The sequence below is a fragment of the Methylobacterium sp. NFXW15 genome (assembly GCF_049887755.1).
Taxonomy (GTDB): Bacteria; Pseudomonadota; Alphaproteobacteria; order Rhizobiales; family Beijerinckiaceae; genus Methylobacterium.
This window is the reverse complement of record NZ_JAGEKG010000001.1, coordinates 323,497-344,324: the sequence shown is the minus strand read 5'-3', so window position 1 is coordinate 344,324 and position 20,828 is coordinate 323,497. Positions and strand designations below refer to the sequence as shown.

The 20,828-nt window shown below is 70.0% G+C and carries 21 protein-coding genes; 14 read left to right on the top strand and 7 right to left on the bottom strand.

What is annotated here, in order from left to right; translation table 11 throughout:
• Positions 1-2: 2 nt before the first annotated feature.
• The 3 genes from fhcD to J4O73_RS01585 are packed head-to-tail and all read right to left on the bottom strand — an operon-like array spanning position 3 to position 3,634.
• Positions 3-947, bottom strand: a complete 945-nt coding sequence (gene fhcD / locus J4O73_RS01595; protein WP_426214160.1) for a formylmethanofuran--tetrahydromethanopterin N-formyltransferase — start codon at positions 945-947, stop codon at positions 3-5.
• 18 nt (positions 948-965) lie between these two features.
• The gene (locus tag J4O73_RS01590; RefSeq protein ID WP_426214159.1) at positions 966-2,594 is read right to left on the bottom strand and encodes a formylmethanofuran dehydrogenase subunit A; all 1,629 of its coding nucleotides are present in this window, start codon (positions 2,592-2,594) and stop codon (positions 966-968) included.
• Positions 2,588-3,634 carry a formyltransferase gene (locus tag J4O73_RS01585; RefSeq protein WP_426214158.1) on the bottom strand — a complete coding sequence of 349 codons (1,047 nt, stop codon included), beginning with the start codon at positions 3,632-3,634 and terminating at the stop codon, positions 2,588-2,590. Before J4O73_RS01585 ends, J4O73_RS01590 begins: the two co-directional genes overlap by 7 nt.
• Before the next feature lie 331 nt (positions 3,635-3,965).
• On the opposite strand from J4O73_RS01585, the gene J4O73_RS01580 reads away from it, so the two are divergent.
• The 14 genes from J4O73_RS01580 to J4O73_RS01515 all read left to right on the top strand — a co-directional run bounded on the left by J4O73_RS01580 (position 3,966) and on the right by J4O73_RS01515 (position 17,150).
• Complete coding sequence (locus tag J4O73_RS01580; RefSeq protein WP_426214157.1) at positions 3,966-4,937, top strand: beta-ribofuranosylaminobenzene 5'-phosphate synthase family protein; 972 nt, start codon at positions 3,966-3,968, stop codon at positions 4,935-4,937.
• Positions 4,938-5,032: 95 nt separating this feature from the next.
• On the top strand, positions 5,033-5,926 hold the full coding sequence (locus tag J4O73_RS01575; RefSeq protein WP_426214156.1) for an NADP-dependent methylenetetrahydromethanopterin/methylenetetrahydrofolate dehydrogenase: 894 nt from the start codon (positions 5,033-5,035) through the stop codon (positions 5,924-5,926).
• Between the two features lie 11 nt (positions 5,927-5,937).
• Positions 5,938-7,092, top strand: coding sequence for an ATP-grasp domain-containing protein (locus tag J4O73_RS01570; RefSeq protein ID WP_426214155.1), 1,155 nt, complete (start codon positions 5,938-5,940; stop codon positions 7,090-7,092).
• On the top strand, positions 7,089-8,063 hold the full coding sequence (mch, locus tag J4O73_RS01565; RefSeq protein WP_426214154.1) for a methenyltetrahydromethanopterin cyclohydrolase: 975 nt from the start codon (positions 7,089-7,091) through the stop codon (positions 8,061-8,063). Before J4O73_RS01570 ends, mch begins: the two co-directional genes overlap by 4 nt.
• Before the next feature lie 6 nt (positions 8,064-8,069).
• Entirely contained in the window at positions 8,070-8,978 is a 909-nt protein-coding gene (locus J4O73_RS01560; RefSeq protein WP_426214153.1) for an ATP-grasp domain-containing protein, read from the top strand.
• Position 8,979: 1 nt separating this feature from the next.
• Positions 8,980-9,822 (top strand): triphosphoribosyl-dephospho-CoA synthase, encoded by an 843-nt coding sequence (locus J4O73_RS01555; RefSeq protein WP_426214152.1) that lies wholly within the window; start codon positions 8,980-8,982, stop codon positions 9,820-9,822.
• A gap of 235 nt (positions 9,823-10,057) precedes the next feature.
• Positions 10,058-10,570 carry a 5,6,7,8-tetrahydromethanopterin hydro-lyase gene (fae, locus tag J4O73_RS01550; protein ID WP_378968937.1) on the top strand — a complete coding sequence of 171 codons (513 nt, stop codon included), beginning with the start codon at positions 10,058-10,060 and terminating at the stop codon, positions 10,568-10,570.
• Between the two features lie 368 nt (positions 10,571-10,938).
• A complete protein-coding gene (locus J4O73_RS01545; protein WP_426214151.1) occupies positions 10,939-11,253 on the top strand; it encodes a polyhydroxyalkanoic acid system family protein in 315 nt (104 codons plus the stop codon).
• A gap of 80 nt (positions 11,254-11,333) precedes the next feature.
• Positions 11,334-11,564: a hypothetical protein gene (locus J4O73_RS01540; RefSeq protein WP_378968941.1), complete on the top strand. Its 231-nt coding sequence runs from the start codon at positions 11,334-11,336 to the stop codon at positions 11,562-11,564.
• Between the two features lie 144 nt (positions 11,565-11,708).
• On the top strand, positions 11,709-13,517 hold the full coding sequence (locus J4O73_RS01535) for an ATP-binding cassette domain-containing protein (protein WP_426214150.1): 1,809 nt from the start codon (positions 11,709-11,711) through the stop codon (positions 13,515-13,517).
• 73 nt (positions 13,518-13,590) lie between these two features.
• Entirely contained in the window at positions 13,591-15,504 is a 1,914-nt protein-coding gene (locus tag J4O73_RS01530) for a hypothetical protein (RefSeq protein ID WP_426214149.1), read from the top strand.
• Positions 15,501-15,773 (top strand): hypothetical protein, encoded by a 273-nt coding sequence (locus J4O73_RS01525; RefSeq protein WP_426214148.1) that lies wholly within the window; start codon positions 15,501-15,503, stop codon positions 15,771-15,773. The genes J4O73_RS01530 and J4O73_RS01525 overlap by 4 nt, the downstream gene beginning before the upstream one ends.
• A 34-nt stretch (positions 15,774-15,807) precedes the next feature.
• On the top strand, positions 15,808-16,446 hold the full coding sequence (locus tag J4O73_RS01520; protein WP_426214147.1) for a YidB family protein: 639 nt from the start codon (positions 15,808-15,810) through the stop codon (positions 16,444-16,446).
• A gap of 533 nt (positions 16,447-16,979) precedes the next feature.
• Positions 16,980-17,150: a hypothetical protein gene (locus J4O73_RS01515; RefSeq protein ID WP_426214146.1), complete on the top strand. Its 171-nt coding sequence runs from the start codon at positions 16,980-16,982 to the stop codon at positions 17,148-17,150.
• 94 nt (positions 17,151-17,244) lie between these two features.
• Here the strand turns inward: J4O73_RS01515 and fabF are convergent, their stop codons facing one another.
• The 4 genes from fabF to fabD all read right to left on the bottom strand — a co-directional run bounded on the left by fabF (position 17,245) and on the right by fabD (position 20,801).
• On the bottom strand, positions 17,245-18,504 hold the full coding sequence (gene fabF / locus J4O73_RS01510; protein WP_426214145.1) for a beta-ketoacyl-ACP synthase II: 1,260 nt from the start codon (positions 18,502-18,504) through the stop codon (positions 17,245-17,247).
• 91 nt (positions 18,505-18,595) lie between these two features.
• A complete protein-coding gene (locus J4O73_RS01505) occupies positions 18,596-18,835 on the bottom strand; it encodes an acyl carrier protein (RefSeq protein WP_007559070.1) in 240 nt (79 codons plus the stop codon).
• Between the two features lie 275 nt (positions 18,836-19,110).
• Positions 19,111-19,848, bottom strand: coding sequence for a 3-oxoacyl-[acyl-carrier-protein] reductase (fabG, locus tag J4O73_RS01500; protein WP_426214144.1), 738 nt, complete (start codon positions 19,846-19,848; stop codon positions 19,111-19,113).
• Between the two features lie 20 nt (positions 19,849-19,868).
• The gene (gene fabD / locus J4O73_RS01495; RefSeq protein WP_426214143.1) at positions 19,869-20,801 is read right to left on the bottom strand and encodes an ACP S-malonyltransferase; all 933 of its coding nucleotides are present in this window, start codon (positions 20,799-20,801) and stop codon (positions 19,869-19,871) included.
• Positions 20,802-20,828: the final 27 nt, after the last annotated feature.

The window sequence follows — 20,828 nt, the reverse complement described above, 5'->3', positions numbered from 1 at the left end:
GCTCAGCCCTCCTGGCCGCCGGTCGGCGCGAGAAGGTCGCGCAGATGGTAATGGTGGCGGCCGAGATTGCCGCCGTAATTGCCCGCCGTGACGGCGATCAGCCCATGCCGCTCGCCCACTTCGGTGGCGGCGTGAAGCCCCGCGCGCATTGAATCGGAGACGGCCTGCGAGGTCAGGGCGTCGATGACGATCTCCAGCACCACGCCGCATTCGGGCGGCAGCGCCGATCCGGCACGGCCCTTCAGGGTCGGGCAATAGGCGTCGTTGGTGGAGGCCATCATGCCCTTGGTCCGGCCGCCGACCTTCGATCCGGAGCGGACGATGCCGCCGGGGAAGGGCAGGATCGCACCGGGAATCGACGAGGCCGCCTCCACCGCGATCTCGGCGACCTTCAGCGTCTCCGCATGATTGCGGCCGAGGAACAGCAGATTGCCGCCGCCCACGGCGCCCTCGACGGCGCGGACCGAGTCCTCACAGAGGAATTCGCCGTCCATCACCGGGATGCGCCAATAGCGGCGCTCCTTGCCCGTGGCGTCGGGCACGCGCTTGGCGATGGCGAAGCCGTCGCCGAAATAGCGGATCGCGCCGCCGAGCTTGATCTTATTCGGCCCGTCGACGCCCGCGTAGCAGGCCGTGCCGGGGCAGGTGAGGATGCACTGCCCGACCCGCTTGATGAGCTGGTCCTTCAGACCGTTCGGCTCGAAGCCGAACAGCAGGATGCGCACGCCCGGCCGACCGTCCGGCGTGTCCTCCGGCGAGAGGATGGCGTCGATGCCCGCCTCGGCGCCGCAGCCGATCACCGAGGTGGCGAAGCCGGTCATGGTCGTGGCGGCGATCATCGCCCATTTCGGCGTGTCGTTGGTGACGACGATGGCCGTGCCGGCGACGTCGAACGCCTCGGCGAAGGTGTCGATGACGCGGATGCCGTTGAGGGTGAGGTCAGACATCGTGATGAGGCTCGCTGGTCACGCCCGGCATGGCACGGCCTCGAAGGTCGGGCGGTCGAAGGCGGCATCCGGCACCGTGAAGCTGTCGAGCCCCGTGCCGAACCTTTCGGTGAGGTAGGTGTCGGTGCGCTTTTCCATCGCCTTGTCCGACTCGACCGTGAGGGAGAGGGTACGACCCGCCCGCCATTCCACGACCTCGCCATCCTCGATGATCGGCACACCGTCCTTCAGCACCAGCTTGGCGGCAGTGAACATCGCCGTGCGGTTCGGATCGTCCCGGTAGACCGCCACATCCGCCCGCGCGCCTGCCCGCAGATGCCCGCGATCGGTCAGGCCGAGGAGCTTGGCCGGACCCGAGCGGGTCAGCTGCGCGATCTCGGAGAGCGAGTATTCCCGATCGATGCCTGGCAGCCCGCTCCGCTCGCCGACGATGCCCGGAAGCGCCGCGATCTCACGCTCGCGCTCGCCCTTGTCCATCAGGAGATGGATGATGCGCGGATACTGCGTGAACGGGCCACCATTCGGATGGTCCGTTGTGAGGATCGTCCGCTCCGGATCCGGCGACAGGAGCATGATCTCCAGGCCGATCGCCCATTGCAGCGACGAGGTCGGGCCCTTCGGCCGGTACAGGAACGGCACCACGCCGCCGCCTTCGGCATCGCCCGCGTTCACCACCCACTTCTTCGGGTTGGCGCCCTTCCGCCCCGCGAACTGGCGCAGGATGTCGAGGGACACCGTCACCGTCTGGCCGAACACCACCTGCCCGATATCGAGCGTGGCCTGCTTGTTGTCGCCGATGGCCCGGGCGATCCGCTCGGCGGCCGAGCGGAAACCCTTGCCGTCATCGGTGGCGCCGTAGGCGTAGAATTGCGCGTGGGCGAAGTGGATGCGCCGTCCCTCGGCGGCATCCAGCGTCGCCATGAACGAATCGTCCGCGCCCGGCAGGCCGAGATTGTTGCAGTGGACGTGCAGCGGATGCGGCACGCCGATCTCCTCCACGGCGTCGAGGAGCGCGCCCATGATCTTCCGGGTCGTCAGCCCGTAGCAGGGGATCTCGTCATCGAGGGAGAGCTTCAGCGCGCCGTCCTTGAAGGCCGAGGCGCCGCCTGCGTTGATGCACTTGACCCCGAGCCCGCGCGAGGTCGCGACGTTGAGGGCCACGAGGTCGCGAACGGCGTTCCTGCCCTCGCCCTCGCGCAGGATCTGCAGCAACTGATCGTCGTTGCCGAGCACCGAGAGCGCCCCCCGGTCGAGGAGCGGGATGTCGGCGAGTTCGAGCTGCGTGGCGAGCGCATGGGTCGGCGGCATGGCCGGCTCGACGGCGGTGGTGTAGCCCATCCGCGCATAGGTCGAGCCGATCCAGGCGGCGGCCCCGCCGGCATGGGCGAAGGGGTGCCCCTCGGGCGCGGCCTCGCTCACGTAGAGCTCGGGCAGCAGCAGCCGTGAGGTGATCACGTTGCCGCCCGCGATGTGCGAATGCACCTCGACGCCGCCCGCCATCACGACACAGCCGGCCGCGTCGATCACCCTGTCGGGCTCGCGCCCCGGCGCATCGATCACCGTGCCGTCCTCGATCCAGACATCGCCGACGGCGTCGCGGGACGCGGTCGGATCGACGACGCGCCCGCCCCGGATCACACTCAGCATGCGGTGCCACTCCTCGCCGCAAGACGCTCGTTCAGCCGCCCCAGAACGGAGGCGGCCGAGGGCAGGTCCGCCGGGGCGGATCCTCCCGTCTGGGCCGGCCAATAGGTCAGGGCGCCCCGGGTCTCGTTCCACAGCACCCCGCCGATGTCGCGGCCGGGCACGCCCACCGCGATCACCACCTCGGCGGCATCGGGGTCGGCTTCGCCCACCAGGGCGATCGACGGCACCTGGCCCAGCCATTCCGGCCGGTCGGTGGGAAGGGAGGCGATCCACAGGGCGGCGTCGGCCTCGCCGGAGGCCACCTGCCGCGCGGCGTCGAAACGCCAGGGATCGTGCTCGGGCACCCGGCGGCCGAGTCCGACGCGGGGCGCCTGACCGGTCGTCCAGGCCGACACGGGCACCACGGCCCGATCCTGGTTCCGCCCGCCGGACACGGCGAGGGAGAAGGCGCGCGTCCTGTCGTTCAGATCGACCACGAGACCCTGAACGGTTTCGACGCCCATCTCGCCGATCTCGGCGGGGTCGTAGAGCACCGCCACGTATTGCGCAGCAGGGAGCTTGGCCGCCAGCGCGCCGACGGGCGATTCCTCGGCGAGGTGCCCCCGCAGATAGGCCCGCAAGCGCGCCAGCTCGGTGAGTACGCCGCCTTCGTTGCCGCCGTTCAGCCGTAGCAACTGGCGAGCGGCGCCCGCAGCCCGGCCCCGTGTCGGGGCGGAGGCCTCGATGCGGCTGAGAAGCTCGCTCTTCGCGGGGGATGTCCCGAGCACCAGCACGGCATCGGCTCGGCCGACCACCTCGGCGGGGGTCGAGGTCATGGCGCCGACGCGGCTCAGGGCGCCGAGTTCGGCATAGGTGCCCGCTGCGCCATCGGTGTCGAGGGAGGCGCCCACGCGCCCGGCGAGATCGAAGGCCGCGCGGATCGCGGAGACTTCGGCGTTGAGGCCGGCGATGACCGGCGTCCTGGCCGCGCCCAACAGATCGGCAGCCGCTGCGATGGCGGCCTCGATATCTGTCGCCGCGCCTTTGACCCAGGCTGGCATAGCTCCCCTCGCTCGATCTTTCTTTCGACCCAGGGACCGGAGGGCCCGAGGAATCGTGAATGTCTGTCGGGCGGGCGACGGCCGTAAGACCGGATGAGCGGGCTCCCCCTCGAGAAATCCCGCCGGCTCGGAATGGCCTGCCCGCCCCGTGGTGCGGGGCGAACGGCAAACTCGGCGCGCCGTCGCGGCCGTAGGTTTGCCTTCATCGAACGCATCCGGCAAGGGCTCTTCGCCGGGAAACCCCCACTCGCCGGGAGCGGTTGCCCCGCCGGAGCTACCGTGTGAGAAGCGCGCCGGATTCGCCGCGAGGACCGGGAGGAAGGGGATCGCCGTGACCGACGCCCCCGATTCCGACACCGGCACCGTGCGCATCGAGGCGCCTGCCCGGCTGCATTTCGGCTTCCTCGACCTGCATGGCGGCCTCGGCCGCCGCTTCGGCAGCGTCGGGCTCGCCATCGATTCGCCCTCCCTGTCGCTGACGGCAAGGCGTGCCGCCTCCCTCCATGTCGAGGGGGAGGAAGCCGAGCGCGTCCGCCGCTACGCCATCGCTGCGGCCGACCATCTCGGGATCGGCACGGAGGTCTCCCTCCGCCTCGAACGGGCCATTCCCGCCCATGCCGGGTTCGGCTCGGGCACGCAGCTCGCGCTGGCCGTCGCGGCGGCCCTGGCGCGGCTCGCCGGAAAGCCGTTCTCGCCGGAGGATTTCTCCAACGCCCTCGATCGCGGCAACCGCTCGGGCGTGGGATTGCGGGCCTTCACCGAGGGCGGGCTCATCGTCGATGGCGGGCGCGGGGCCGATTCCGCTCCGCCGCCGGTCATCGCGCGCTTGGCCTTCCCGGAGGCGTGGCGGCTGGTCCTGATCCTCGACACCACGATGGCGGGCGTCCACGGCACGCGAGAGGTCGAGGCGTTCCGCGATCTGCCGCGCTTCCCGGAGGCGCAGGCCGCCGAGATCTGCCGCATCGTGCTGATGCAGGTGCTCCCGGCCTGCGTGACCGGCGATGCCGACGCCTTCGGCGCGGGCATCACCCGGATGCAGGATCTCGTGGGAGATCATTTCGCCCCGCACCAGGGCGGGCGCTATGCCAGCGCGGCGGTGGCCGGGGTGCTGGAAGAGGCCGCGCGCCGGGGCGTCGCGGGCTACGGGCAGAGTTCATGGGGGCCGACGGGCTTCCTGCTGGCGCGCTCCGAGGAGGAGGCGCATCATCTGGTCACCTCCCTCGACAGGGGCGGCCCCTTGCGGTTCCTCATCGCGCGCGGTCGCAACACGGGTGCAACGGTCGCCGGGGGGATCCGCGCCTGACGCGGGTCCGCTTCGCTTGACCGGGGCGTCAGTGGAAGACTTCCTTGAGGGAAACGCCTTTAAAAGGCTCAAGCACTAAAAGAGGGAGAGGTCGAATGGCCCGCTCGATCCTGCATATGCTCACGCCGCTCCGGCACATGAGCCCGTTCGACGTGAACATGGCCGTCGATGCCGGCTTCGAGACCCTGGTCACCTATACCGAGGTGAGCCTGTCGGACGTGGTCTCGCTGACCCAGGATTCGATCTTCTCCCGCTCGCCGCAGGACGGCACCCGCACCGGCATCTTCATCGGCGGCAAGAACGCCGAGGACGCCCTCGACATGGTCGACCGGGCGAAGAAGGCCTTCGTGCCGCCCTTCGTGAACCACGTCTTCGCCGATCCGGCCGGGTCCTTCACCACCGGAGCGGCCATGGTGGCCCAGGTCGCCCGCGCGCTGCGTGTGAAGTTCGGCACCGATCTCAAGGGCAAGCGCATCGTGATCTTCGGCGGCGCGGGCGTGGTCGCCTACGTGGCGGCGGTGATCGGCGCGCTGGAAGGCGCCCAGACCGTCCTCGTCGGACATGACGGCGAGGAGCGCGTGTCCAAGATCGCCTTCACCATGAAGTGGCGGTTCGGGGTCGAGGTCGGCGCCGTGGACGGCACCGCCCCGGCCGACCGGCGCAAGGCGATCCAGGACGCCGACGTGATTCTCTCCGCCGGTCCCGCCGGCATCCCGATCCTCACGGCGGACGATCTCGCCCACGCGCCGAAGCTCCTCGTCGCCTCGGACGTGAACGCAGTGCCGCCCGCGGGCATCGCTGGGATCGACGTGAACGCGGTGGATGTCGAACTGCCCGGCGGCCGTGGATTCGGCATCGGCGCCCTTGCGGTGGGCAACGTGAAGTACCAGACGCAGCGTCGCCTGTTCCAGCGGATGCTCGAATCGGACACGCCGCTCTGCCTCGATTTCCGCGACGCCTATCCCCTCGCCGTCGAGATCGCCGGCTGATCCGGGCCCGAATGGGGGATGCGATTCTGATCGCGGCGCAGTCCGGCCGTGCCCTCGCACAGGCGGCGCGGCGGGCGGGCCTGCGCCCCTACGTGGCCGACCTGTTCGGAGACGACGACACCTGCGAACTCGCCGAAGCGGTCCGGGTGATGCCCGGCCGTTTCGGCCGGGGCATGGTGCCGGAAGCCGCGCTGCTGGCCATTGACGCCCTGGCGGACGAGGCCGGGGCCAATCTCGGGCTCGTTCTGGGGAGCGGCTTCGAGGACGATCCCGGCCTCATCGCGGCGCTGTCGCGGCGGCACCGGCTCCTCGGCGCCTCGGCCGAATCGGTGGCACGGCTGAAGGACCCCTTCGCCTTGGCCGCCCTCTGCGCCCGGCTCGGCATCCCCCATCCCGCCGTCACCACGGAGGCGGTCGCTGATCCGGCGAACTGGCTCGTAAAGGCCATGGGCGGCTCGGGCGGCGGCCATATCCGTGCCGCAGGCGAGGGGCCACCGCAGCCCGGCCATTACCATCAGGCTCGCGTCGCGGGTCGGCCCTATGCCGTGAACGTCCTGGCCGGGGCGGGTTCGGTCGAAGTGCTGGCGGTGACGGCGCAATGGGCCGCGCCCGCGCCGGATCGCCCATTCCGCTACGGCGGCGCGCTGGCCTTCGCGGTGGGCGAGCCGCACCCGTTGCCGGGCTTCGTCCGCGATTCGGTGATCGACGCAGCCCAGCGGATCGCCGGGGCGACCGGTTTGACCGGCCTCGCCAGCTTGGATTTCCTCAGCGACGGGGCCACGTGGTGGCTCACCGAGATCAACCCTCGCCCGGGGGCGACCCTCGACCTGCTCGACCGCCGCGCCGTGCCCCTGCTCGCGGCTCATATCGAGGCATGCGTTTCCGAGGGCGTGCCGCTGTCAATTGGCTCGCCGCCGGAGGATGCGGCAGCCTCGGCGATCTGTTACGCCCTCGCGGACCATGCGCCGGTCCCTTCCGTCGCGTGGCCCGCCCATATCCGCGACCGGCCCGCCGCCGGAAGCACCGTGCGGCGAGACACGCCGCTCTGCACCGTCTTCGCCACCGGTGCCGACGGCGAATCGGCTCGCACCGCCCTCGCGATGAAGACGGAGCGGCTGCGGTCGGCCCTGAACGAGAACATGAGAACCGAGGAAGCCCGAGTATGAGCGACAGCCAGAGCCAACCGAGCCTCAACGCCCTGAGCGGCCCCCTGGTCGAGCGCCTCGTCGCCGATGCGCAGGCCCTGCGGCTCGCCGTCTCACAGGCGCCGGGCGGTGCGCGGATGGTGGATGCCGGTTCGACCGCACGGGGCTCGATCGAGGCCGGACGACGGATCGCGGAGATCTGCATGGGCGGTCTCGGCACCGTCACGGTTGTGCCCACCGGCCCGGTCGCCTCCTGGCCCTACACGCTCACGGTCCACTCGGCCGATCCGGTGCTCGCCTGCCTCGGGAGCCAGTATGCGGGCTGGAGCCTCGCGGACGAGACCGGCGGGACGGGCTTCTTCGCCCTGGGCTCCGGCCCCGGCCGCGCCGTCGCCGCCGTCGAGGAGCTTTACGGCGAACTCGGCTACCGCGACACCGCCACCAAGACCGCCCTCGTGCTTGAATCGGCCGGCGGGCCGCCCGAGAGCGTGGTCGCCAAGGTCGCCGAGGCGTCGAACGTGCGGCCCGAGGACCTGACCTTCATCTTTGCCCCGACCCAGAGCCTTGCGGGCTCCACCCAGGTCGTCGCCCGCGTGCTCGAAGTGGCCCTGCACAAGGCGCACACTGTCGGGTTCGACCTGCACGCCATCCTCGACGGCATCGGCTCGGCGCCGCTCTCGCCTCCGCATCCGGATTTCATCAAGGCCATGGGCCGCACCAACGACGCCATCATCTATGGCGGCCGGGTGCAGCTCTTCGTGGATGCGGATGATGCCGATGCGAAGCAACTCGCCGAGCAGCTTCCCTCCACCGGCTCGGCCGATCACGGCGCGCCCTTCGCGGAGATCTTCTCGCGGGTGAACGGCGATTTCTACAAGATCGACGGCGCTCTGTTCTCCCCGGCCGAGGCCATCGTCACCTCGGTGCGCACAGGCGCGACCTTCCGCGGCGGTCGCCTGGAGCCGTCCCTGGTCGATGCGTCCTTCGCCTGAGCCGCGATGAGGATCGCCCTCGCGGCCGATAACGGCAACTGGCACAAGTCCCGGCTCCTGGCGGCCCTGCGGGCGCAGGGCGTCGAACCGGTGCTGTTCTCGCTGGCCGACGTCACCATCGAGACCGGTGCCGGAGAACCCCTGCGGGTGCCGGGCTTCGACGGCGCCCTGCCGGACGGGGTGCTCCTGCGGACCATCGCGGGGGGCACCTTCGAGGCCACGACCATGCGGCTCGGGGTGCTCCACGCCCTGGTCGCGGCGGGCTGCGTGGTGTGGAACTCGCCCTCCGCCATCGAACGCTCGGTGGACAAGGCGGCGACCTCGCTGCTCATCGCCCGCGCGGGCCTGCCGACGCCGCAGACCTGGGTGGTCTCCACCCGCGAGGCGGCCTCGACCGTCGCCGCGCGGGAGGCGAGACCCGGCAATCCCCTCGTGCTCAAGCCGCTCTTCGGCTCACAGGGGGAAGGGCTCGCCCTGATCGAGCGGCCCGAGGATCTCCCGGAAGAGGACGCGGTCTCGCGGGTCTATTACCTGCAACGCTACGTCCCCCGGCGGGACGGGCTGTGGCGCGACTACCGCGTCTTCGTCTGCGATGGGCGGGCCGTCGCGGGAATGATTCGCGAAGGTGATGGCTGGATCACCAACGTCCACCGGGGCGGTCGACCGTTGCCCTGGGCCATGCCCGCCGTCGCCGCCGAACTGGCGGAGGCCGCCGCCGCCGCCGTGGGCGTCGCCTATTCCGGCGTCGACCTCGTGGAGGACGGGGAGGGCGGCTATGCCGTGCTCGAAGTGAACTCCATGCCCGCATGGTCCGGTCTCCAGACCGTCTGCGAGACCGATATCGCGGCGAGCGTGGTGCGCGGCTTCCTCGCGGCTGTGAGGGCCGAGACCCGTCCGCGCCTCGTCGTGGCGTGACATGTCACCTGAGTTGGAGCCCGCCCGGATTGCCGACCTTTACCGGGCGGCCTGCCTCGCGGAACTCGATGCGCTGAAGATCGGCAACGTCCATTCCTATGCCGCCGGGCACCGGATGGAGGTGGCCGATTTCGCCCGTAGCGCCGAGGTCTCGGCTCCGGCGCTCGCCCGGGCGGATGTCGGGATCGGAGCGCGGGTGGTTGCGGGCGTCGCCGCCACCCGCGAGGCGGTGGGGCAGAACACCAATCTCGGTATCCTGCTCCTCTGCGCGCCCCTGGCCTTCGCCGCGGAGCACGGCCTGACCCTGGCCCAAGCCCTCGACGGCCTCGGGCCGGAGGATGCACGCGATGTCTTCGCCGCCATCCGCCTCGCCTCGCCGGGAGGGCTCGGGCAGGCCGCGCGCTACGACGTGACCACTGAGACGACCGAAACGCCCCCGCTTCTCGCCGCCATGGCGGAGGCCGCCCCGCGCGACCGGATCGCCCGCGCCTACGTCACCGACTACGAAGACGTGAAAATCGTCGGTTTGCCGGCTCTGGCCGCAGCCAGAGCCGCAGGACTCGACGAATCCTGGTGCGCAAGCGCCGTCCACCTCGATTATGTGAGCGCTGTCCCCGACAGCCATATCCTTCGCAAGCACGGGGCGGCCATCGCCGAGGACGTGCGCGCCGAGGCCCAGCGTCTCAAGGCGGCGATCGACATGGCCGCCAAGCCTGTCGCGCAGCTTCTCGCCGTCGATACGGTCTTGAAGGAGCGGGGCATCAATCCGGGGACAAGCGCCGACTTCACCGTCGCCACGCTGTTCTGGCAGTCGCTGATCGAGGCGGGCGCCCGGCTGGCATGAACCCCTCCCGGTTAGAGCCGTTCTTACGCCGGCATAAAGATATTCCTCGAAATCAGGGCGTTGCGCGCCTTGTGACAGCAGGGGCCCCGCTGTAGGGTCCGCCGCGCTATCCGGCCCAACCGGCCCAGCCAGCTCCCCCGGGGGGCTCGCGGGGCGCCGATAACAAGGATGGCTTTTCGGCAGCGGCTCAGCCCGGCGCCGCAGCCTCTTTAACGGATTCAGGGAGAGACACCGAATGGCGAAGATCAACAAGGTCCTGGTCGGCGAGGCTCTCGTCGGCGATGGCAACGAAGTCGCCCACATCGACCTCATCATCGGACCGCGCAACTCGCCGGCCGAGACGGCCTTCTGCAACGGCCTGATCAACAACAAGCACGGCTTCACCAGCCTGCTCGCCGTGATTGCGCCGAACCTGCCGTGCAAGCCGAACACGCTGATGTTCAACAAGGTCACCATCAACGACGCCCGTCAGGCCGTCCAGATGTTCGGCCCGGCTCAGCACGGCGTTGCCAAGGCTGTGCAGGATTGCGTGGCCGAGGGCATCATCCCGGCGGACGAGGCCGACGACCTGTACGTGCTGGTCGGCGTGTTCATCCACTGGGAAGCGGCCGACGACGCCAAGATCCAGCAGTACAACTACGAGGCCACCAAGCTGTCGATCCAGCGCGCTGTGAACGGCGAGCCGAAGGCTTCCGTGGTCACCGAGCAGCGCAACTCGGCCAAGCACCCCTTCGCCGCCAACGCTTAGATCGGGGACGGCCCTGGGCAGAGCGCACCTCCGCCCGCACCGCGGGGTCTGCTCCAGCGGCTGGCTTCGATCTTCCTCGGCCGTTAGGGCGTGACGCGAGAGACCGGTATCCGGTTTTTCGCGGAACGACACTGAGGAAAAAAAGGACACGCTGACGCCTGCGAAGGTGACGGCGTGGTCCGGGCGGTGCTCCGCCCGGGGCGTTTCAGGGTTGGGCCGAAGGCCCCGACGGAACACGACTCAACGGGGTGGCGCGAGCCATCCCGTTTTTCGTTGGCGACGCCTTCGTTGCCGGGGAAGCGCGGCGACCCCATGTGTGGGACGCGTTTCCCGTCACGCGCTCCCAGCGCCCAACTCCGGTTGCCCCGATGCCGAAGCCCCTCATCGTCGACATTCCGCACGATCTCGGACAGGCCGAGGCCAAGCGCCGCCTCATGGAAGGCACCGAACAGGCCCGTGCCATGCTCCAGAAGAGCGGCATCACCATCGACCAGCTCGGTTGGACCGGCGACCGGCTCGATTTCGGCGTCTCGGCCGTCGCCCAGAAGGTCGCGGGCACCATCGATGTCGGGCCCGAGAGCGTCCGTCTTGAAGTGAAGCTGCCGTTCCTGCTCGCGCTGTTCGCGGAGAAAATCCAAAAGGTCGCGAGCAAGGAAGGAAACCTGCTCCTCACCAAGAAATAGGCGGAACATCCGGCATTCGCGGGCCGTTCGCTGGACCAAGTCGGCCCCGCGTGAAGGGGCCCGCAGCGAGGAGGCCCGCCATGGCGAATCCGTCGAATCCCGGCACCATCCCCGAGGTGCCGCAGCCCGCGCCGACCCCGGCGCCGGACACGCCCTACGATCCGCCGCAGGTGCCGACCCCCAGCCCCGCGCCGGAGATTCCCGGCAACACCCCGGCCGAGGCGCCGGGTATCCATCCGCCGGAGATCCCGGTGAACGATCCCGGCAGCCAGCCGATCAGTCCGCCCGGCCCGGCCAACCCAACGGCGTGAGGCCACCCGTCATTGCGAGCAACGCGAAGCAATCCAGGGACGAAGGTTCGCTTTCCGAACGTGACGCTTCCCTGGATGGCTTCGTTGCGTTCGCAATGATGAGACGTATTTGAAGACGCGCCCCAGCGCTGCCATAAGCGCGCCATGGCCGCCCCCCCGCTTCTCACCCTTCAGGATGCCGCGCTGACCTTCGGCGGTACGCCGCTGATCACCCGCGCCGACCTCACCATCGCTCCCGGCGACCGGACCTGCCTCGTCGGCCGCAACGGTTCGGGCAAGTCGACGCTCATGAAGATCGCCGCCGGGCTCGTGGAGCCGGACAAGGGTCGCCTCTTCGTCCAGCCGGGCACGACGATCCGCTACCTCGCGCAGGAGCCGGATTTCTCGGGCTTCTCCACCACCCTCGACTTCGTTGAGGCGGGCCTCGCGCCGGGCGATCCGGTGCATCGTGCCCGCTATCTCCTCGAAAGCCTCGGCATGACCGGCGAGGAGGACCCGACCAAACTCTCGGGCGGCGAGGGCCGCCGCGTCGCGCTCGCCCGTGCCCTCGCGCCGGAGCCCGACGTGCTGCTGCTCGATGAGCCGACGAACCATCTCGACCTGCCGGCGATCGAGTGGCTCGAATCCGAGCTGAAGGGCATCCGCGCCGCCCTCGTCCTGATCAGCCACGACCGGCGCTTCCTTTCGTCCCTCTCACGGTCGACGATCTGGCTCGACCGGGGCGAGACGCGGCGGATCGAGCAGGGCTTTTCCGGCTTCGAGGCTTGGCGCGACGCCTTCCTCGAGGAGGAGGAGCGCAACCAGCACAAGCTCGAGCGCAAGATTGCCGACGAGGAGCATTGGCTGCGCTACGGTGTGACCGCCCGGCGCAAGCGCAACGTGCGGCGCCTCGGCAACCTCCATGCCCTGCGCAAGGACCGGCGCGACCATCGTCGCCCGGTCGGCTCGGTGAGCATGCAGGCGGGCGAGGCGGAATCCTCCGGTGCGCTGGTGATGGAGGGGCGTGGCGTCTCGAAATCCTACGGCGAGCGCAGAATCGTCGACACCCTGTCGCTCCGGGTGATGCGCGGCGACCGCCTCGGCATCGTCGGCGCCAACGGCGCGGGTAAGTCTACCCTCATCAAGATGCTGACCGGCGAGCTTGGCCCCGATTCGGGGGACGTCGTGCTCGGCACCAACCTGAAGCCGGTAATTCTCGACCAGGGCCGCGCCGCCCTCGAACCGGGCATGACCGTCACCGATGTGCTCACCGGGGGGCGGGGCGACAGCGTCGTCGTGAACGGACGGAGCCGACATGTGATCGGCTACCTGAAGGACTTCCTGTTTGCGCCGGAGCAGGCCCGTACGCCGGTCTCGGTTCTCTCGGGCGGCGAGCGCAACCGGCTGCTGATCGCCAAGGCCCTGGCGCAGCCTTCGAACCTGCTGGTGCTCGACGAGCCGACCAACGATCTCGATCTCGAAACCCTCGATCTGCTTCAGGAGATGCTGGACGATTACGAGGGCACCCTGCTCCTCGTGAGCCACGACCGCGACTTCCTCGACCGGGTCGTCGGCAGCGTCCTCGTCTCGGAAGGGGAGGGGCGGTGGGTCGAATATGCCGGCGGCTATTCGGACATGCTCACCCAGCGCGGCAAGGGCGTCGAGGCGCGGGCCGTGGCGGGCAAGAAGCCCGACAAGGCCGAAAATGCCGAGCCGCGTGAGCGCGCCGCCCCGCCCGCAGGCAAGGCGAAGCTCGGCTTCAAGGACCAGCACGAGCTGAAGACCCTGCCGGACCGCATCGCCAAGCTCGAGGCCGCGATCACGCAGCTGAAGGGCATCCTCGACGATTCCGGCCTCTATGCCCGCGACCCGGCGCGATTCGAGAAGGCGAGCACGATGCTCGCCCAGGCAGAGACGGAACTCGCCGCCGCCGAGGACCGCTGGCTGGAACTGGAAATGCTGCGCGAGGGGTGAAACCCGCGCTCGCCCTCATGCTGCCGGAAACGGTCTGTGCTATAGGGGCGAGCCTTTCAGTCGGACCCCATCCGTGCCGCAGACCGAGACGTCCGCCCGAGCCCTGCGCCGCGTCGGCTGGCTGGTCGGCCTGGTGCCGCTCGTCGGCCTCTGGGCCGGTGTCGCCTTCTGGACCGCGCCCGGCATCGCCGCGCGGGTCGCGGGTGAGGGCGAAGGGATCGCCGCCGCCACGGCGGTGGGGAGCGGGGAGCCCTGGCTACGCATCGCCGCGCGGGGACGGGACCTTGTCGCCCTGGGCGAGGCGCCCGATGAGGCGTCGCGCGCCATCGCGATCGCCCGGCTCAACGCCCTCGAAAGCCCCCGCCGCATCGTGTCCGAAATCGGCCTCGTGGAGACCGCCGCGCCGTTCCAATGGGCCGCCACCTGGACCGGGCATTCCGGCGTGACCCTGGAGGGCAGCCGCCCCGTCGAGATCGGCCGCCGCGCCCTCGAGGTCGAAGTGACCGGCGCCATCGGCGCGGGCACGCCGTTGCGTGATGCCGCCCGCGCCGCCAAGGGCGCCCCGCCGGATTTCGCCGCCGCCGCCACCTTCCTCGCCGCACGCCTGCCAAGCCTCGCTCCCGGCGGCAAGGCCGTGCTCACCGATACGGTGCTTAGCCTCTCCGGGGAGGCTCTGGACCTCGCGGCCTACGATGCCCTGCGCAATGCACTGGCGCGCCCGCCGGAGGGTTTCAGCCTCGGCCGGATCGACGTCCTGCCGCCGCGCATCACCGAGTACCGCTTTGCCCTCGCCCGCACGGGGTTGGGCGTGACGCTCTCCGGTTTCGTCCCGTCCGAAGCCGTCCGGCAAGCGGCCTTGGCCCTGGCGCGTCTGACGACCGAGGGCGGCCCGGTGGAGGACCGGCTCCAGGCAGCACGCGGCTTGCCCTCGGGGGTCGATCCGCTGGTGCTGATCGATTTCATGGGCAAGTTCGCCGCGCTGATCCAGGCGGGCGAGGTCGCCTACGAGGGCGGCGCCGTCTCCGTGCGCGGCGATGCCATCGACCCGCAGGCGATCCCCGACGCGCAGGCGCTGATGCGAGACGCCCGCCCCGCCGGGATCGGCGCGGGCACCGTGTCGCTGGTGGCGAAGCCGCTCTCGCCGTACCGGGTCAGCCTGCGCCGTACGGCCGAAGCGGTGACGGTGAGCGGCCATCTGCCGGACGAGGACACCCGCCGCAGGGTCCTCGCGGCCCTGCGCCAGAGGGTCTTCCGCGAGCCCGTGATCGACCGGACCCGCCTCGCGGAGGGCGCCCCCGCCGGGCTCGCCCCCGCGCTGGAAGCGGGCGCCGGTCTGCTGTCGACGCTGGCCACCGGCGAGGCGACGGTGATCGACCGGACCCTCAATCTGTCGGGTGAGAGCCTCTATCCCGAGGCTGCCGCGCGCGCGCCCGAGAAGGTCGCCGCCGTCCTCCCGCCCGGCTGGACGGGTGAGGTCGCCGTCGATGCGAAGGAGCCGGAGGCGAGGCGCGACGGGGATTCGTGTCGGCAGGGCGTAGCCGCCGCCACCGCCACGGCGGATCTGCGCTTCCCCGTCGGCAGCACGGCCCTCACGCCCGCCTTCTACCCGGCCCTCGATGCCCTGGCTGCCCTGGCCAAGACCTGCCCGGACCTGAAGGTGGCGGTGTCCGGCCCCGCCGATCCGCCGGGTGCCAAGCCGCCGCCCTCCGACGATCCGAAGCCGCCGGAGAAGAAGACGGCCGCCAAAGCCAAAGCGGAAGCGACGAAAACGGAGAAGTCGAAAGCGGAGAAGGGTAAGCCGGACAAGGAAAAGGCTCCCGAGCCCATCGCCGAGGCCAAGCCGCCGGAGGACGAAACGTCGGGCCTCGCCCGGCAGCGCGCACTCGCCCTGGTGGAATACCTGCTTCAGGCGGGGATGCGGCCGGGGCAGATCGCGGCCGGGCCCGACAAGGGCGCGGGGCCCGCCACGGTGGCGCTGGCGCCGTGACGCTCCTCCTCTCCGCGTTCTGGCCCGGCCTTGCCGGGGCGGCGGCGCTTGGCGGCCTCGTCGGCTTTCTCTCCGGCTGGCCCACCGGCAAGACGGTGCCTCTGGGCCTCCTCGGCCTCGCTCTGGTGCTGATGCTGCTCGCCGTCTTCCGGATCGTGCCGGGGGCCGCCGGGCTCTGGCTCGAAGGCGCAGCGTTGATGCTGCCGCTCTATCTCGCGGGTTGCGCCTTGGGCGCCCTGGGGAACCGAACCACCGGCACGGGCCGTTGAAGGGGCTCCGGTCGCAGGGGAACGGGAGAGTGCCATGGGCATGCTGGAATCGGTGATCGGCGGCGTACTCGGCCAAGTCTTCGGCGGAAGCCGCCAGGGCGGGGGGATGTCGCCGCTGGTGAAAGCGCTGCTGATGCTGCTCCTCGCCAAGGGTGCCAGCGGCGGCTTCGGCGACATTTTCGGCCGTGGGCACCAGGGCGGCGAGCCCGGCCCGGAGGCGGACCGTTCCGGTGGACCGCAGCGCGCGCCGCTGCCGCGAGACGATTCGGGCGATATCGGCGGGTTCGATCAATATGGCGGGCGCCGCGACACCGGCCCCGCCTCTCAGGCACCTCAGGACGATTCGCTGCCCGGCAGCGGCTTTGACGATCTGTCGGGCATGCTCGGCGGCGAGGGCCCCACCCGGCCGCAGGCGGAGGAGGTCGGCGGCCTCGGCCCCCTGGTGGATCGCTTCCGCAATGCCGGTCTGGGCGATGTGATCGGCTCGTGGATCGGCCACGGTGCCAACCACGCCATCGACCCCAACCAGCTCGAACAGGCCCTCGGCGGCGATACGGTCTCCACCTTGGAGCGCGAGACCGGCATGGACCGCTCCGCGCTGCTCAGCGAGTTGGCGCAGGTGCTGCCGGAGGTGGTGCACCGCCTGACGCCAGACGGGCGGATGCCGCGCTAGAGCCGTATCCGACCGAGTTGAGCCGACCCCGTCTGGGGATTCCCAGTCGTCCTTGCTTCGCTGACGCTCGCAAAGACGGAGGCACGTGAGCCAACGTGGTCGAAGACGGCTCTAGCCGAGAAGGTCTGCATTCCCCTCTCCCCGCAAGCGGGGAAAGAGGGACACCGCACGACTCCGAGGTGAGGGGATCAGCGTGTCCTGCCCCCGTACAAACGTGAGACATGAGCCTTCCCTTGGGAACGGATACCCGTTTCCCCTTGACCACCACACCGTCGGGGGGCCTATTGACGGGTGGAGCGGTACGCGCCGCCCTGGGGTTGGGAAGCCTCTCATGAGACGGCTTGGAGCCCGCTGGTTTGGGTTCCGTTGTCCTTGACCCTTACGGTCGGGGAGCCTGCGACGCATGTCCAGGCGCTCCGGTGCTAAAGGTCGTAGGAGCCGGTCTTGTGCGGTTTTCCCACTCCCCGACTATGGGTGGTTCGAGGCTCGTTTGCGGGGGCGCACCGCGGACACGGGCCTTTTGGATACTGGGGATGACGAATCTCATCGACTCCGCGCAGCGCCTCGCGATGCTCCGCGCTGCCGTCGAAGCCTTGCCTGCCTCCTGGCCGAAGGATCCGACCCGCTGCCGCATGCGGTTGATGCTGGCTCACATCATGACGCTGCTCGCCCGGCCCGCCGAAGGGCCGATGCGGCGGATGTAACGGCGGCGCTGACGGATGATCGCGCGCCCCTGACCCTCTGGCGTCCTTGCGCGCGGAGCGAAGCCGGACCTGTCCGCGCGCTGTCGGGGTCGTTTTAGACCCGCCGCATCACCAGCGAGGCGTTGGTGCCGCCGAAGCCGAAGGAGTTCGACAGGGCGATATCCACGCGCTTGCGCTTGGCCTCGTGCGGAACGAGGTCGATCTTCGTCTCGACGCTCGGGTTGTCGAGGTTCAGCGTCGGCGGGATCACGCCGTCGCGGATCGTCAGGACGGAGAAGATCGCCTCCACCGCGCCCGCCGCGCCGAGCAGGTGGCCGACCGAACTCTTGGTGGAGGACATGGTGGCCTTGGCCGCCCCGTCGCCCAGCAGGCGCTCCACCGCCTTGAGCTCCAGCTCGTCGCCCATGGGCGTCGAGGTGCCGTGGGCGTTGATGTAGTCGATATCCGCCGGGTTGATCCCGGCGCGCTTCACGGCCGCCGTCATGCAGCGGAAGGCGCCATCGCCGTCCGGCGAGGGAGAGGTGATGTGGTAAGCATCGCCCGAAAGGCCGTAGCCGATCACCTCGGCATAGATCTTCGCGCCGCGCGCCTTGGCGTGCTCGTACTCTTCCAGCACCACGATGCCCGCGCCCTCGCCCATGACGAAGCCGTCACGGTCCTTGTCGTAGGGGCGGGAGGCCTTCTCCGGGCTGTCATTGAAGCCGGTGGACAGGGCGCGGCAGGCCGAGAAGCCCGCGATGGAGAGGCGGTTCACGGGCGATTCGGCGCCCCCCGCCACCATCACGTCGGCGTCGCCCAGCGCGATTAGGCGGCTGGCATCGCCGATGGCGTGCGCGCCGGTCGAGCAGGCGGTGACCACAGCATGGTTCGGGCCCTTCAGCCCGTGCTTGATCGAGACCTGTCCTGAGGCGAGGTTGATGATGCGGCCGGGGATGAAGAACGGGGAGATGCGACGCGGCCCCTTGTCGTGCAGGGTCACCGAGGCGTCGTAGATGCCGCCGATGCCGCCGATGCCGGAGCCGATCAGCACGCCCGTGGCGCATCGCTCGTCCTCGGTCTGCGGGTGCCAATTCGCATCGGCCAGGGCCTCGTCGGCCGCTGCTACCGCGTAGACGATGAACGGATCGACCTTGCGCTGCTCCTTCGGGTCCATCGCGGAATCGGGGTTGAACGTCCCGTTCGTCCCGTCGCCGAAGGGGATCTGGCAGGCGATACGGCAGGGCAGATCGGCAGATTCGAAGCCCTGGATGGTCCCGGCGCCGCTATCACCCGCGATCAGACGGCTCCAGCTGTGTTCCACCCCGCTCCCGAGCGGCGTGACCATGCCTAGACCCGTGACCACAACCCTCCGCATCGCGTCCGTCCCGTTTTGTCCCTTAAAAACGAAGAACGGCGCGGGGGCGAAACCGCCTCAACCGCGCCGCGTGAAAACTCGCGTCGACCCCTCAGGCGGCCGAGTTCTTCTCCAGGAACTTCACCGCGTCCCCAACCGTCTGGATGGTCTCGGCGGCGTCGTCCGGAATCTCGACGTTGAACTCCTCCTCGAAGGCCATGACCAGCTCGACGGTGTCGAGGCTGTCGGCACCGAGGTCGTCGATGAAGTTGGCGCTCTCGACCACCTTCTCGGGCTCCACGCCCAGGTGCTCGACAACGATCTTCTTCACGCGCTCAGCGATATCGCTCATCGGTCTTGCGTCCTCGTCCTTGCTGATCTGTTCGCGTCTTTTTGTGTGCCGTGGCTCATCATGCCTGAGGGCGCTTCTGAGCCGGTGTTCGATCGCGCGTGTTTCGAGCTGAACCGGGTTATCCCCGAGTCAGGGGCCTTGGACTGAAAACCCGCTGAACCGTCAACCCCCTGTACGGCTGAACCGGGTGGTAGCACAGGGTTCCGGCCCTGGCGAGAGCCCGTTCACAAAGCGTTCAGAGGTGTGGTTTTTCAGTGCCTTGACCCCGTTTGCATTCAGATCATCGCCATGCCGCCATTCACGTGCAGGGTCTGGCCGGTGACATAGCCCGCCTCCGACGAGGCTAGGTAGAGCGTGGCGGCGGCCACTTCCGCGCCCTCGCCAAGGCGCCCGGCGGGCACGCGAGTCAGGATGCCTTCACGCTGCTTCTCGTTGAGGGCGTCGGTCATCGGCGAGGCGATGAAGCCCGGCGCGATGCAATTCACGGTGATTCCGCGCGAGGCCACTTCGCCCGCCAGCGCCTTGGTGAGGCCGACGAGGCCCGCCTTCGCGGCGGCGTAGTTGCCCTGGCCCGGGTTGCCGGTGGTGCCGACCACCGAGCCGATGCCGATGATCCGGCCGTAACGACGGCGCATCATGCCCTTCACGGCGGCCCGCGACAGGCGGAAGGCGGCGGTGAGGTTCACGGCGATGACCGAATCCCACTCCTCGTCCTTCATCCGCATGAAGAGGTTGTCGCGGGTGATGCCCGCATTGTTGACGAGGATGTCGATCGGGCCGATCGCCTCCTCGGCGGAGGGTACCAAGGCCTCCACGGAGGCGGTGTCGGCGAGGTTCGCGGGCACGATCGCCGTGCGCTCGCCGAGTTCGGCGGCCAGGGCCTCCAGCGCCTCGGCGCGGGTGCCCGAGAGGGCGACGGTGGCGCCCGCCGCGTGCAGGCTGCGGGCGATGGCCCCGCCGAGGCCGCCGGTCGCGCCGGTGACGAGGGCCTTGCGGCCGGTCAGATCGAACATGGGTCGGTTTCCGTTCGTGTTCAGAGCGCGAAGGCGGCCACGTCGGCCGGGGTGCCGACCGAGACGGCCGTCGCGCCGGGGGCGATGCGCTTGACGAGGCCCGCGAGAACCTTGCCCGCGCCGAGTTCGACGAAGCTGTCCACTCCGGTCGCGGCCATGGCGGCGATGCTCTCGCGCCACCGGACGGTTCCGGTGACCTGCTCCACCAAGGTGGTGCGGATCTCGTCCGGCCCGGAGACCGGAGCGGCGGTGACGTTGGCGTAGAGCGGCACGCGCGGGGCGTTCAGGGTCACGGCCGCGAGCGCCTGCGCCATCCGCATGGCGGCCGGCGCCATCAGGCGGCAATGGAACGGCGCGGAGACGTTCAGCATCACCGCGCGCTTGATGCCCTTCGACGGGGCGAGGGCGACGGCCCGCTCCACCGCGGCGCGACTGCCGGAGAGCACCACCTGCCCGCCGCCATTGTCGTTGGCGACATCACAGATCTCGCCCTGTGCGGCCTCTTCGGCCAGGGCGTGGGCACCGGTCAGATCGGTGCCGATCAGCGCGGCCATGGCACCCGCGCCCGGGGGCATCGCCGCCTGCATGGCCTCGCCCCGGATGCGCAGCAGGCGCGCGGCGTCGGTGATGGACAGGCTGCCTGCGGCGGCGAGCGCCGCGTATTCGCCAAGCGAATGCCCGGCGACGCAGGCGACGTCGCGGGCGAGGTCGAGGCCCTTCTCGGCTTCCAGCACGCGCAAAGCCGCGAGGCTCGCCGCCATCAGGGCGGGCTGGGCGTTGGCGGTGAGGGTCAGTTCCTCCACCGGCCCTTCGGCCATGAGATGGGAGAGCTTCTGGTTCAGGGCCTCGTCGACCTCGTCGAGCACGGCCCGTGCCTGCGGGAATTCCGCCGCAAGATCCTTGGCCATGCCGACGGCCTGGCTACCCTGACCCGGAAAGATGAGTGCGCGCATCGCTGCCGCGGCGCCCGGCGCCGCCCC